At 73.5% G+C, this 13700-nt stretch carries 8 protein-coding genes and 2 pseudogenes; 8 read left to right on the plus strand and 2 right to left on the minus strand.

The annotated features are described in order from the left end of the window. Positions 1–74 precede the first annotated feature (74 nt). Positions 75–503, minus strand: a complete 429-nt coding sequence (locus tag QQK45_RS15645; RefSeq protein WP_284294072.1) for a luciferase domain-containing protein — start codon at positions 501–503, stop codon at positions 75–77. Then, positions 430–2010, minus strand: a complete 1581-nt coding sequence (mqo, locus tag QQK45_RS15650; protein ID WP_284294073.1) for a malate dehydrogenase (quinone) — start codon at positions 2008–2010, stop codon at positions 430–432. The genes QQK45_RS15645 and mqo overlap by 74 nt, the downstream gene beginning before the upstream one ends. A gap of 52 nt (positions 2011–2062) precedes the next feature. Between mqo and QQK45_RS15655 the strand changes: the two genes are divergently transcribed. The 8 genes and pseudogenes from QQK45_RS15655 (at position 2063) to QQK45_RS15690 (ending at position 13672) form a co-directional block, all read left to right on the plus strand. Further along, positions 2063–2779, plus strand: coding sequence for a metal-dependent transcriptional regulator (locus tag QQK45_RS15655; protein ID WP_284294074.1), 717 nt, complete (start codon positions 2063–2065; stop codon positions 2777–2779). Positions 2780–2880: 101 nt separating this feature from the next. Next, entirely contained in the window at positions 2881–4104 is a 1224-nt protein-coding gene (locus QQK45_RS15660) for an MFS transporter (protein ID WP_284294075.1), read from the plus strand. A 200-nt stretch (positions 4105–4304) separates the two neighbouring features. Then, a complete protein-coding gene (locus QQK45_RS15665) occupies positions 4305–4973 on the plus strand; it encodes a vitamin K epoxide reductase family protein (RefSeq protein WP_284294076.1) in 669 nt (222 codons plus the stop codon). Positions 4974–5035: 62 nt separating this feature from the next. Then, positions 5036–7984: pseudogene (gene leuS, locus QQK45_RS15670) on the plus strand (leucine--tRNA ligase). 42 nt (positions 7985–8026) lie between these two features. Next, a pseudogene (locus QQK45_RS15675) lies at positions 8027–9459 on the plus strand (DUF3375 family protein); the annotation flags it as partial. A gap of 106 nt (positions 9460–9565) precedes the next feature. Beyond that, positions 9566–10282: a DUF4194 domain-containing protein gene (locus QQK45_RS15680; protein ID WP_284294078.1), complete on the plus strand. Its 717-nt coding sequence runs from the start codon at positions 9566–9568 to the stop codon at positions 10280–10282. Beyond that, entirely contained in the window at positions 10279–13164 is a 2886-nt protein-coding gene (locus QQK45_RS15685; protein WP_284294079.1) for an ATP-binding protein, read from the plus strand. Before QQK45_RS15680 ends, QQK45_RS15685 begins: the two co-directional genes overlap by 4 nt. Next, a complete protein-coding gene (locus tag QQK45_RS15690; RefSeq protein WP_284294080.1) occupies positions 13121–13672 on the plus strand; it encodes an SbcC/MukB-like Walker B domain-containing protein in 552 nt (183 codons plus the stop codon). Before QQK45_RS15685 ends, QQK45_RS15690 begins: the two co-directional genes overlap by 44 nt. Positions 13673–13700 lie beyond the last annotated feature (28 nt).

Raw genomic sequence — 13700 nt, forward strand, 5'->3', positions numbered from 1 at the left:
GACCGGACGGGCGTGGAGCCCGTGCTCGCGGGTCGCAGATCCCGTGCTCGGCGTGCGGTGCGCCGTTGCCTCGGTCAGCCGCGGGCGAAGGCGAGGCTCTCCGCGATCACGGAGAGCACGTCGTCGAGCTCGGCCTCGTCGCGGGGTCCGTAGACCATGAACTCGGTGTCGAACTCCGCGTACTGGTGCGGCTCGGCCCACCCGAGTCCGACGAGCTCGGTGCCGCGCTCGGAGGGAAGGGTCAGGTGCACGCTCGTGTCGTCCACGCCGTGCAGGTGCACCGGTTCGAGGCGCATGCCGGGTGCCAGGGACGTCTCGGGCGCGCGCTCGTCGCGCTGGTCCGTGAGGAACACGGCCCGCGACGACGCGGGGGAGACCTGCGAGTGACCCTCGACGACGCCGTCGAGCGCGAACACGCGCGCCACCAGCTCACCCCACAGCGCAGGCGTGGCGCGCTGGTCGAGCTGGCGGTGCGGGCCGTCGTCGGACGTGCGCGGCCGCACGCCCGGACGGGGGCGGCTCAGCACGGCGCTCATGCCTCGGCCGCGACCGGCTCCTCGCCGACCTGAGGCTCGGCGGCGACGGCCGCCCGGCCGAGGGCTGCGCGAGCTGCGGGACGATCTCGCCGAGCCGGGGCTCCCAGGCCGCGGAGCGGTCGCCGAAACACTGCCGGAGCAGCTTGACCATGACCGACGCGGCGGTCGAGGCGCCCGGCGACGCGCCGAGGAGGCCGGCGATGGACCCGTCGGCGGCGGTGACGAGCTCGGTCCCCATCTGCAGGACGCCGTGCCCGTTCTCGCCCTTCTTCATCACCTGGACGCGCTGGCCGGCGGTGATGAGCTCCCAGTCGGAGGGCTTCGCCGTCGGCATGAAGGTGAGGAGCTCCTCGAACTTCTTGTCGCGTGACGCGGCGAGCTGCCCGACGAGGTACTGGACGAGGTCGAAGTTGTCCTTGGCGACCCCGAGCATCGGGCCGACGTTCCCGGGCCGCATGGACCCGGGCAGGTCGAACCAGGAGCCCTTCTTGAGGAACTTCGGGCTGAACCCGGCGTACGGGCCGAACATCAGGTAGGACTTGCCGTCGACGACGCGGGTGTCGAGGTGGGGCACGGACATCGGGGGAGCGCCGACGTCGGCCTTGCCGTAGACCTTCGCGCGGTGCGCGGCGACGATCTCGGGGTTGGACGTACGCAGGAACTCACCCGAGATGGGGAAGCCGCCGAAGCCCTTGATCTCCGGGATGCCCGCCTTCTGGAGGAGGTGCAGCGCGCCGCCGCCCGCACCGACGAACACGAACTTCGCGTCGACGGTGTGCGTGCGGACCTTGGCGTTCCAGGAACGGTCCTTCATGGTGAGGCGCCAGCCGTCGCCGCGCCGGGCGAGGTTCGTGACCTCGTGCTGCAGCTCGACGTCGGCGCCGTTGTCCTGGAGGAACGCGACGAGGTGCCGGGTGAGGGCGCCGAAGTCGACGTCGGTGCCCCAGTCGGCGCGCGTCGCGGCGATCGGCTCGGACGCGTCGCGGCCCTCGGTGAGCTTCGGCGCCCACGAGCCGATCACGGCCGGGTCGGTCGTGAACTCCATGCCCGCGAAGCGGTGGTTGGTGCGCAGCGCCTCGACACGGCGGCGCAGGTAGTCCACGTTCTTCTCGCCGCGCACGAACGTCATGTGCGGGGTGTTCGACAGGAACGTCGACAGCGGCGGGATGAGCCCGGCGTCGGCGAGGTGGCTCCAGAACTGGTGCGAGAGCTCGAACTGCTCGTTGATCGAGATCGCCTTGGCGATGTCGATCGTGCCGTCCGCCTTCTCGGGCGTGTAGTTGAGCTCGCACAGCGCCGCGTGGCCGGTGCCCGCGTTGTTCCACGGGTTGGAGGACTCCTGGGCGACGTCGTCCAGGCGCTCGTAGAGCGCGATGGTCCACGACGGTTCGAGGAGCTTGAGGAACGCCCCGAGGGTGGCGGACATGATCCCGCCACCGACGAGCGCGATGTCGACGCTGGTTACTCGAGGCACCCGGCGATTGTAGGCCCGGGCTCCCGGGGGTCCCGCTCGCTAGGGTGGCGATGTGAGCGAGTCGACAACGGACCTGACGTCCGTCGCCCAGGACTACCTCAAGGTGATCTGGACGGCGCAGGAGTGGAGCGCGGACCCGGTCACCACGAAGCTCGTCGCCGACCGGATGGGCGTCGGCGCGTCGACGGTCTCGGAGACGGTGCGCCGGCTCGGGTCGCAGGGCCTCGTGGAGCACGCGCGCTACGGGTCCATCGAGCTGACGCCCGAGGGGCGGCGGCACGCGCTCGCGATGGTCCGCCGCCATCGCCTCATCGAGACGTTCCTCGTCGAGACGCTGGGCTACGGCTGGGACGAGGTGCACGACGAGGCGGAGGTCCTCGAGCACGCGGTCTCCGACGGACTGGTCGAGCGGATCGACGCGCTGCTGGGCCACCCGGAGCGGGACCCGCACGGCGACCCCATCCCGCGCGCCGACGGGACGGTCCCGCGTCCGGGCGCGGTGAGCCTGCCGGAGCTCGCGGCCGGCGACCACGGTCGGGTCGCCCGTATCTCCGACGCCGACCCCGACGTCCTGCGCTACCTCGACGAGCTCGGGATCCGCCTGGACACGGAGCTGCGCGTCGTCGGACGGCGCACGTACGCGGGGGTCCTCGAGGTCACGCTCCCGGGCGCGACGCCGAGCGCGGCCCCGCCGATCCTGCAGCTCGGGCTCCCTGCGGCGGAGGCGATCTGGGTGCTGCCCGTCGAGCGCGACGGCGCCGAGCGGTAGATCCCGCTAGGCTTCCACCACCGCACCACTCTCGTCCCCGGTCGCCGCCGACCGTTCCTCGAATCGTTTCGACCTTGGTCGACCGAGCCCCGGAGGCAGCGATGACCGCCACCCCCACGACGCGCGCCGCGACCCGCCCGGACGCGTCCCGCCGCGCCACGCTCGCGCTCCTCGCGCTGGCCGTCGGCGGCTTCACCATCGGCACCACCGAGTTCGCGTCGATGGGCCTCGTCCCCGACATCGCTTCGGACCTCGACGTCTCCATCCCCGCGACCGGGCACGTCATCACTGCCTACGCGCTCGGCGTCGTCGTCGGGGCACCCCTGCTCACGGCGCTCGCCGCCCGCCTGCCGCGCAAGGCCCTCCTGATCTGGCTAATGGCCGGGTACACGGTCGCGAACCTCGGCTCGGCCCTCGCGCCGACCTTCGACTGGCTGCTCGTCGCCCGGTTCGTCGCAGGCCTGCCGCACGGCGCCTTCTTCGGTGTGGGGGCGGTCGTGGGGACCGCGGTCGTCGGGCCCGAGCGGCGCGGACGCGCGGTCGCCACGATGATGGCCGGCCTCACGATCGCGAACATCGTCGGGGTGCCGCTCTCCACGTTCGTCGGACAGCAGCTCGGGTGGCGGCTCGCATTCGTCGTCGTGGGCGTGCTCGGCGCGCTCACGCTGCTGGGGCTCGTCAGGTTCGTGCCGCACTTCGACGCCGTCGCGGGCGCGAGCGTGCGCGGCGAGCTCGGCGCCCTGCGCAACGGCACGCTGTGGGTCACGGTGCTCGCCGCGGCCGTCGGGTTCGGCGGCCTCTTCGCCGTCTACACGTACGTCGCGCCGACCGTCACGACCGTGACCGGCCTGTCCGACGACCTCGTACCCGTCGTCCTCGCGGTCTTCGGCGTCGGGATGACCGTGGGCACGCTGCTCGGCGGGCGGCTCGTCGACCGCAGCGTCTTCCGCACCGTCCTGTGGGGCTTCGCGGCCACCGCGGTGGCGCTCGCCGTGCTCGCGCTCGTCCTGCAGTGGCCCGTCGGGGCGTTCGTCGGGCTGTTCCTGCTCGCCGCGACGTCCCAGGTGCTCGGCGTCGCGATGCAGACCCGGCTCATGGACCTCTCGCCGACCGCGCCCTCGCTCGGCGCGGCCCTCGCGCACTCCGCGCTCAACGTCGGCAACGCCGACGGCGCGTTCGTGGGTGGCCTCGTGATCTCCGCCGGGTGGGGCTACCGGGCGCCCGCGTGGGCCGGCGTCCTGCTCACGCTCGCCGGCCTGGCGATCGTCCTCGTCGTCGGGCGCACGCGGGCCGAGCGCGGAGGGGCGCCGCGCCTCAGGCGATGACCTCCTGCACCGCGAGCACACGAGGTCGGCCGGGTGGTCGGCGCGCGCCCGGACCCCGCCCCGTCGGCGCTGTCGGGTTCGCCACGGATCGAGACACCTCCCAGGGTCAGCCGGTAGCGTGTGCCGCGTCCTCCGTACGCGAGGCGTGACCAGCACCGACGCCCGGTGGAACGGGACGTCGCACCAGCGAGGGAGCAGCGGTGAGCCAGGCCCCGAACGTCAGTGCCGAGCCCGACGACGCGGACGTCGACGACGACCTCGACTACTCCCGACCGCTGATCCCGCACCCGCTGAGGGACCGCACGCTGGGCTGGATCCTGACCGTCTTCGGCGGGATCGCGTTTCTCGCGGCGGGGCAGCTGACGCGCGACGACTGGAAGCTGGCGCTCAACCCCGACTTCAAGCCCTCGTGCTCGATCAACGTCTTCGTCACGTGCACGGCCGCGATGCAGTCGTGGCAGGGCAAGCTCTACGGCTTCCCGAACCCCTTCATCGGCATCGTGGCGTTCGGGATCGTCGTCACGGTCGGCGTCGTCATGCTCACGGGCTTCCGGCCGCCGCGCTGGTTCCGGCTCGCGCTGCTCGCCGCGACCACGATCGGCCTCGGGCACGTCTTCTTCTTCGTCTGGACCACGGTCTACCGGCTCGGGAAGATCTGCCCGTGGTGCAGCGTGGTGTGGCTCTGCATGATCCCGATCTTCTGGTACCAGCTCGTGCACGCGATCCAGGAGCGCGCGATCCCGCTGCCCGAGAAGTGGCGGGGCGCGATCGTGCGGAACCGGACCATCGGCACGGTCGTGCTCTACGTCGCCCTGCTGCTGTGGGTCTTCATCGGCCTGCGCGAGCCGATCACCCAGACCTACTTCTGACCGGGGCCGATACCGGTGGACGGCCCGCCCGGGCTGTCCGCGCCCGCCGGTAAACTCCTGGTGTGACCTCACCCGCTTCTCCCGCGCCCGGATCCGACGAGCTCCCCTTCCGCTACACCCCGCAGCTCGCGGAGCGCATCGAGCTTGCCTGGCAGGACGAGTGGGCGCAGCGCGGCACGTTCTGGGCCGCGAACCCGGAGGGCGCGCTGACCGACGGCGAGGACCGTCACGCGGCCTCCGGCGCCCAGCCGTTCTTCCTCATGGACATGTTCCCGTACCCCTCGGGCGCGGGCCTGCACGTCGGTCACCCGCTGGGGTACATCGCCACGGACGTCGTCGGGCGGTACCGCCGGATGCGCGGCGACAACGTGCTGCACGCTCTGGGCTACGACGCGTTCGGCCTGCCGGCCGAGCAGTACGCCGTGCAGACCGGGCAGCACCCGCGCACCACGACCGAGGCCAACATGGCCACGATGAAGCGCCAGCTCCGCCGCCTGGGGCTCGCGCACGACGAGCGCCGGTCGTTCGCGACGATCGACCCGGGCTACGTGCGCTGGACGCAGTGGATCTTCCTGCAGATCTTCAGCTCGTGGTACGACCCGGACGCCGAGCGTCCCGGCGGCGGCCGCGGCGCGGCCCGGCCCGTCGCGGAGCTCGTCGAGTCCTTCGCGTCGGGTGCGCGCCCGACGCCGGACGGCCGGCCTTGGGCCGAGCTCACCCCCGCGGAGCGCGAGGACGTGCTGGGCGAGTACCGCCTCGCGTACGTGTCCGAGGCGCCCGTGAACTGGTGCCCGGGCCTCGGGACGGTCCTCGCGAACGAGGAGGTCACGAGCGACGGGCGTTCCGAGCGCGGCAACTTCCCGGTGTTCCAGCGCAGCCTGCGGCAGTGGAACATGCGGATCACGGCGTACGCCGACCGGCTGGCCGACGACCTCGACCTGATCGACTGGCCCGAGAAGGTCAAGTCGATGCAGCGGAACTGGATCGGCCGATCCGAGGGCGCCCGCGTGACGTTCGCGATCGGCGGGGTGGGGGACGCGAACGCCCGCGAGGTCGAGGTCTTCACGACCCGTCCGGACACGCTGTTCGGCGCGACCTTCATGGTCGTGGCGCCGGAGCACCCGCTGCTCGACGAGGTCCCGGCCGCGTGGCCCGACGGCACCAAGGACCTGTGGACGGGCGGGCACGACACCCCCGTCGCCGCGGTCTCCGCGTACCGGACCATGGCCGCGAGCAAGACGGCCGTCGAGCGCCAGGCCGACGCCCGCAGCAAGTCCGGCGTGTTCACCGGCCACCTGGCGACGAACCCGGTCAACGGCGAGCTCGTCCCCGTCTTCACCGCCGACTACGTCCTCATGGGCTACGGCACGGGCGCGATCATGGCCGTGCCCGGCGGCGACCAGCGTGACTTCGACTTCGCCCGCGCCTACGACCTGCCCGTCGTGTTCACGGTCGCGCCCGACGGCGGCTTCGCGGACGGCTTCGAGGAGGCCCCCGACGCCGCGTACACGGGCGACGGCCTGGTGCAGCGCTCGACCGCGACGACGACCGCCGGCGACGAGCTCTCCTCGACGGGCTGACCGTGCCCGAGGCCAAGGCGCGCATCACCGCCTGGCTCGAGGCGAACGGCGTCGGGCAGGGGACCGTGACCTACCGCCTGCGCGACTGGCTGTTCAGCCGCCAGCGCTACTGGGGCGAGCCGTTCCCCATCGTCTACGGCGAGGACGGCGCGCCGGTCGCGCTGCCCGACTCGCTGCTGCCGGTCGAGCTGCCGGACGTGCCGGACTACGCGCCGCGGACGTTCGCGCCCGACGACGTCACGTCCGCGCCCGAGCCGCCGCTCGGTCGCAACGAGGAGTGGGTCAACGTCACCCTCGACCTGGGCGACGGGCCGAAGACCTACCGCCGCGAGACGAACACCATGCCCAACTGGGCGGGCTCGTGCTGGTACTACCTGCGCTACCTCGACCCGGCGGACCAGCAGGAGGCCGTGTCGCCCGAGCTCGAGCGCTACTGGCTCGGCCCGGAGCACAACCCGGGCGCCGGGAAGGCGGGTGGCGTCGACCTGTACGTGGGCGGCGTCGAGCACGCCGTGCTGCACCTGCTGTACGCGCGGTTCTGGCACAAGGTCCTGTTCGACCTGGGCCACGTGAGCGCGCTCGAGCCGTTCCACACGCTGTTCAACCAGGGCTACATCCAGGCGTACGCCTACACCGACGCGCGCGGCCAGTACGTGACCGCGGCCGAGGTCGAGGAGCACGTCTCCGACTCGGGCGAGACCACGTACACGTGGCACGGCGAGCCCGTGAACCGCGAGTACGGGAAGATGGGCAAGTCGCTCAAGAACGTCGTCACGCCCGACGAGATGTACGAGCAGTACGGCGCCGACACGTTCCGCGTCTACGAGATGTCCATGGGCCCGCTCGACATGTCCCGGCCGTGGGAGACGCGCGCCGTCGTCGGGTCGCAGCGCTTCCTGCAGCGGCTCTGGCGCAACGTCGTCGACGAGGCGACGGGCGACGTCGTCGTGGTCGACGAGGCGCCCGACGACGCGACGCTGCGCCTCGTGCACCGCACCATCGCGGACGTCACCGTCGAGATGGAGCACATGCGGCCCAACACGGCGATCGCGAAGCTCATCACCCTGAACAACCACCTCACCGGGCTGGCGAGCGTGCCCCGCGCCGCCGTCGAGCCGCTCGTCCTCATGACGGCGCCGATCGCGCCGCACATCGCCGAGGAGCTGTGGAAGCGGCTGGGCCACGACGCGTCGCTGGCGCACGAGCCGTTCCCCGTGGCCGACCCGGCGTACCTCGTCGAGGAGACCGTGACGTGCGTGGTGCAGGTGCAGGGCAAGGTCCGCGCCCGGCTCGAGGTGCCGCCGTCGATCGCCGAGGACGCGCTGCGCGAGCTCGCGCTCGCCGACGAGAACGTGCAGCGGAACCTCGACGGCCGGGGTGCGCACGGTGATCGTGCGCGCGCCGAAGCTCGTCAACGTCGTCCCGGCCTGACGCCGGGCCGCCGGAGCCGTTGCCACCCGTGCCCGGGGGACCGTGCGCCTCGACGCCGCCCTGGCTCGCAGCCGGGGCGCGTTCGGCACGCCCGCGCTCGCGCTGCTGCACCGCAAGGAGGGGCCGCTCGTCGTCGCGCTCCTGTCGCTGATCTTCAGCCCGGGTCGCGCCACCGTCCCGACGGAGCAGATGCACGTCGAGGTCGAGGACCTGCTCGCGGAGGCGCGCGCCGCAGGCCACGACGACGTCCCGGGTGACGCCGCGCGCGCGCTCTGCTCGCGGTGGGTCCGGGACCGGTGGCTGGTGCGCGCGCTCGACGACGACGGCGTCGAGCAGTACCGGGTCAGCTCGCACGCGGCGGAGGCGCTGGCGTTCGTCGACCGGACCCAGGGCGCCCGGGCGCTGGTCAGCGAGTCGCGCATCCGCACGCTCCTCGTGGCGCTGGAAGGGCTGGCCCGGGACACGCGGCCCGACCGCGAGTCGCAGCAGCGCGCTCTGCGCGAGCAGATCGCCCGGTCGCGCGACGAGCTCGCGACGGCGGAGGCCGAGCTGCAGCGGCTCGAGGCCGGCGGGCCCGTGGTGGAGACGCCGGAGGACCGGCTCGTCGAGCAGTTCGACAACGTGGCCGCCCTGGTGCGCGAGCTCCCGGCGGACTTCGCGCGGGTCGCCGAGTCGATCGCCGAGCTGCAGCGCAGCATCGTCACCGGTCTGCGGCAGGACGACCGCCCCACCGGCGAGGTGCTCGGAAGCTACCTCGACGCGTCGGACACGCTCATGCAGCGCACGCCCGAGGGCGCGCGTTCGCCGGTGCGATGGAGCTGCTGCGTGACCCGCAGCTCCTCGGCCGGCTCGACGAGCGGGTGCGTGCCGTGCTCGCACACCCTTTCGCCGACGCGGTGCCCGTGGAGCGGCGTGAGGCGGTGCGGACACTCCACGCGCGCCTGCTCGCGGCCGTCGACGCGGTGCTCGACGCGCAGACCCGGGCCTCCCGGACCATCACGCAGCAGCTCACCGTGCACAATCCGCTCCGTGACCGCGAGCTCGACGCCGCCCTGCGCGAGGCGACCGCGGCGATGGCCGACTGGTTCCCGTCCACCGGTCGGGCCGCTCGCGTGGAGCCGCTGCGCTGGTTGGAGCGTGCCCGTCTCGGGCGGTTCCGCGCGCAGCTCCACGACCTGCGGCCCGAGACCCCGCCCGACGCGCTCACCGACCTGGGCGACGACGAGACCGACCTCGACGGCGCTGCCGAGCTGCTCGACGGGCTGCTCGGCATGGGAGGCCCGCGCTATGCGGAGACGGCCGCGCACCTGGCCCGCGTCGTGCGCGAGCGCGGGGGCGCGACCGTCGACGAGGTGTTCGCGGCCGGGCCGCCCGAGCTGCGCCGCCCTGTCGAGCTCCTCGGCTACCTCGAGCTCGCGGCGCCCGGAGCGCTGGAGGCGCTGCTCGTGGACGCCGACGTGCCCGCGGCCCGGCTCCGGCGGGTCGTGACGGAGCGGGCCGACGGCAGCACCCGCACGATCGTCGTCCCGGCCGTGGCGGTCGCCGTGCCCGACGAGCACACCGACGAGAGGAGACGCCCGCATGACCGAGGTCGCACCAGCTTCCGATGTGTTCGTCGAGCCCACGGACATCGAGGACGACGTCCCCGCGCTCTTCGCGGGCGACACGGGCGTCCTGCCCTACGACGCACGGCGCGCGCTCGCGCTCGTGCTGCAGCGGCGCTACCTGTCGGCCGCGGTGCACCCCGCCGAGTGGAAGGCTCTGCTGGCGCACCAGAACGTCCTCGCGTCACGTTGCCACGACATGTTCGTCGAGCTCGTCGTCGACCGTGACTACGAGATCGCGTACAAGCGGCAGGTCCGCGAGCCGGGGCTGAACGTGCCCGTCCTGCTCAAGGACGAGCCGTACAAGCGGGTGGAGACCCTGCTGATGCTGTTCGTGCGCAACCGGTTCAGGCAGGAGCAGGGTGCGGGCGAGCGTGCGGCTCACGTCGACGCCGAGGAGCTCGTGGACTACGCGCTCGGCTTCCTGCCCGTCGGCGAGACCAACCTGGCGGCGCGCCGTCGGGAGATCGACAACGCGATCGGTGCGCTCGTGCGCGAGCACGTGCTCGACGAGGTCGCCGACGGCCGCTACCGGGTGCAGCCCGTCGTCGAGGTCCTGCTGCCCGTCGAGCGGCTGCGCGCGTTGACCCAGTGGCTGCGCGGTGGTGCGGTCGTGGCCGCCGACGAGCCGGACCCGGCGGCCGGCGACACCGACGACGACGCCGTGGACGAGGACGAGGAGGTCGTCGCGTGACCCTCACGAGCACCGAGACGGCGCAGGACGCGCCGCGCATGCAGCAGTCGCTGTTCGGGCTGATCCCCACGGCCTCGGACGGGCGGCAGTGGACGGCCATGTCCATGCAGCTCGTCAACTGGGGCGGGTACCACGGCCACCACGAGGTGCGGTTCGCGGGCACGACGACGTTGCTCACCGGGGCGTCCGGCTCCGGCAAGTCGACGCTTCTGGACGCGTACATCGCGCTCATGATGAGCCACACGACGCCGTTCAACGGCGCCTCGAACACGGCCACGAGCGGGCGGGCCCGCGGGCAGGAGCAGCGCAACGTCGTCTCGTACGCGCGCGGCAAGCTCGACGAGCAGCGCGCCGCCGGGGCTGCGGCCGCCAAGGACCGGGTGCTGCGCGGCGAGACGTCGGACACGTGGTCGGCCATCGCGACGACCTGGACGTCGCAGTCGAATGAGCGGTTCACGGCGCTGCGCGCGTGGTACGTCCCGCGCACCGCGCAGCGTGCCGACGAGACCGTGGCGGTGCGCGCCGTCGTCGAGCGCGAGCTGGACCTGCGCGCCCTCGAACCGCTCGTCGCCCAGCGGTTCGCGAGGTCCGGCCTCACCGCGGCCGGGCTCACGGCCTTCGACACGGACAAGGCGTTCGCGGCGCGCCTTCATGCGGCGCTCGGCATCGGGGCCGCGGGCGAGGGCGAGAAGGCGATGCAGCTCCTGGGCCGCATCCAGGCCGGCCAGCAGATCACGACCGTCGACTCGCTGTACAAGGCGATGGTGCTCGAGGAGCCCGAGACCATCCGCGTCGCCGAGCGCGCCGTCGAGCACTTCGACGAGCTCAGCGAGGTCCGCGCCGAGATGGACACCGCGCAGCGCCAGGTGGACGTGCTGCGACCGATGCTGGAGCACCGTGCGGCGATCGACGCCGCCGCGGCCGCGCGCGCCCTCGTCGAGGCGCTGGGCGCGGAGCCTGACGACGACGCCCTCACGCCGTTCACCGCCTGGCGCGACCGCACCCAGCTCGACCTGCTGCGCGCGGCCGAGGCGGAGAACCGGGCGCAGCACCGGGCCGCCGTCGAACGCGAGGCTGCCGCCGCGCAGCGCATCGGCGCCGCGGACGCGGAGCTCGAGCAGGTGCGTGCCGACCAGCGCCGCAACGGCGGCGACGCCATCGAGGCGGCCGAGCGCGACGTCCGGGCGGCCGAGCAGCGGCTCGCCGAGGTCCGGCGCGCGGGCGCCGAGCTCTCCGGGCACCTGGCCCCGCTCGAGCGCGAGGTCGGGTCGCGACGCGACCTCGACCGCCTCCAGACCGAGGCGCGTGCCTACCTCGACGACCGCGACCGGCACACGGACGCGCTCTCGCAGGCCGTCGGCGACGCGAGCACGCGCGAGAAGGACGCCGAGCGGGCCGTGGCCGAGCTCGAGCGCGAGGCGGCGTCGCTGCAGGCCCGCCGCGGCAACGTCGCCCGCGAGCTGCACGAGACCCGCGAGGCCTGGGCAGGGGCCGCCGGCCTGCGCACCGAGGACCTGCCGTTCGTCGGCGAGCTGCTCGAGGTGCGCAGCGAGTACGAGCCGTGGCGCGACGCGATCGGGCTCGCGCTCGGAGGTTTCGCCGTCACGGTCCTGGTCGACGAGGAACGCCTCGACGGGTTCCGGCAGGCGATCGACGCCGTCCCCTCGCCGGTGCGCGTGCGGTACGAGGCCGTGCGGGTGGGGCTGCCCCTGCACGAGGAGCAGGATCGCGCGCTGCTGCCCGGCCGGCTCGAGATCAAGGCGGGACCGTTCGGCGGCTGGCTCGCAGGCCGCCTCGCCGACCAGTTCGCGTACGTGTGCGTGGACGACCCTTCCGAGCTGGCGCACCACGCCCGCGCGCTCACCCGCACCGGGCAGACCGCCGCCCGGCGCCGCGGCGCGCACGGCGGCCAGGGGCGCCCGTCGCCGCTGGGGTTCAGCAACCACCGGCGCCTGCAGCAGCTCGCCGCGCAGCTCGATACGGCACGGGAGGAGCTGCGGCTCGCGCACGAGGCGCTCGCGGGCGCGAAGCTGCGCCAGCGGGCCGAGGCCGACCACTTCTTCGGCTTCAGCCAGGCGCTCCGGGTCACGTGGGACGACGTCGACGTGGCGGGGGCCGAGGCCCGCGTCGCCGAGCGGCGCGAGCGGCTCGAGACGCTCGTGGCAGGCTCCGACGTGCTGCGCGCGCTCAAGGCCGACGAGGAGCGGCTCCGCGCGCGCCTGGAGGAGCTCCACCGCGAGCGGGCCGACGCGCAGAACCGGGTGAAGGCTCTCGGCGAGGCGTGGGCCCAGCTCAGCGACCAGGTCGACCAGGTCGCGGACGCCGTCGAGCGTGCCGACGACGAGGGTGTCGCTCACCGCGGAGCAGGCGGCGCGGCTCGACACGCTCATGGCGCAGGTCGGCTGGTCGGGCGCTGCCGGCGGACCCGGCGGCGGGCTCGTGGACCTCACGACCGCCGTCGCCGCGGTCGCCCGGGAGCTGCGCCACGAGAGCGAGGTCGCGGCCGAGTCGGAGCGTGCGGCCCGTGCGGCCCTCGCGGCGATCTTCGAACGGTTCGAGGACACGTGGCCGGACCCCAACCGGAGCGCCGACCCGGACGCCGCGTACGCGGACTTCCTGCGGGTCTACGAGGAGCTCGAGTACCAGCAGCTCTACCGGCTGCGCGAGAAGTGGTCGGCCCACCTGCGACAGATGTCCGGGGACCAGCTCACGCGGCTCAACAACGGCATCGCGCAGGCGGCCGCCGAGATCCGGGACCGGATGGAGCCCGTCAACGCGATCCTCGCGACGCTGCCGTTCCGGGACGACGAGCACCGGCTCCGCATCACGGCGACCCCCGTGGAGGGCCAGGACGTCACGTCGTTCCGGCGTCTCCTGCGTGAGCTCGCGACCGCCCCCGCCGGCGACGTCCCGCTCGCCGAGCACGAGCGCCGCTACGCGCGGATGGCCCGACTCATCGACAGGATCCGGTCCGACAGCCCGGAGCGGCGCCGGCTCGTGGACGTGCGCGACCACGTGCGGATCAGTGCCGAGTGCGTCGACCTGGCGGGCAACCACGTGAGCGTCTACGACCACATCGCCGGCAAGTCCGGCGGGGAGTCCCAGGAGCTCGTGGCGTTCATCGTCGGCGCGGCCCTGCGCTACCAGCTCGGCGACGCGGGCGCCGCCCGGCCCCGGTACGCACCGGTCTTCCTCGACGAGGCGTTCATCAAGGCCGACGCCCGGTTCGCAGGGCGCGCGGTCGGGGCGTGGCGGGGCCTCGGCTTCCAGCTCGTCGTGGGCGCCCCCTTGGACAAGGTGAGCGCCCTCGAACCCCACGCCGACGTCGTCCTCCAGGCGATCAAGGACGCGGGCGGGAGGTCCCGGCTCGTCACGCTCGTGGGGGAGTGAGCCCCCGGACCGCGCGGCCGGCGTCGGG

Source organism: Luteimicrobium album, assembly GCF_030161555.1.
GTDB lineage: Bacteria > Actinomycetota > Actinomycetes > Actinomycetales > Cellulomonadaceae > Luteimicrobium > Luteimicrobium album.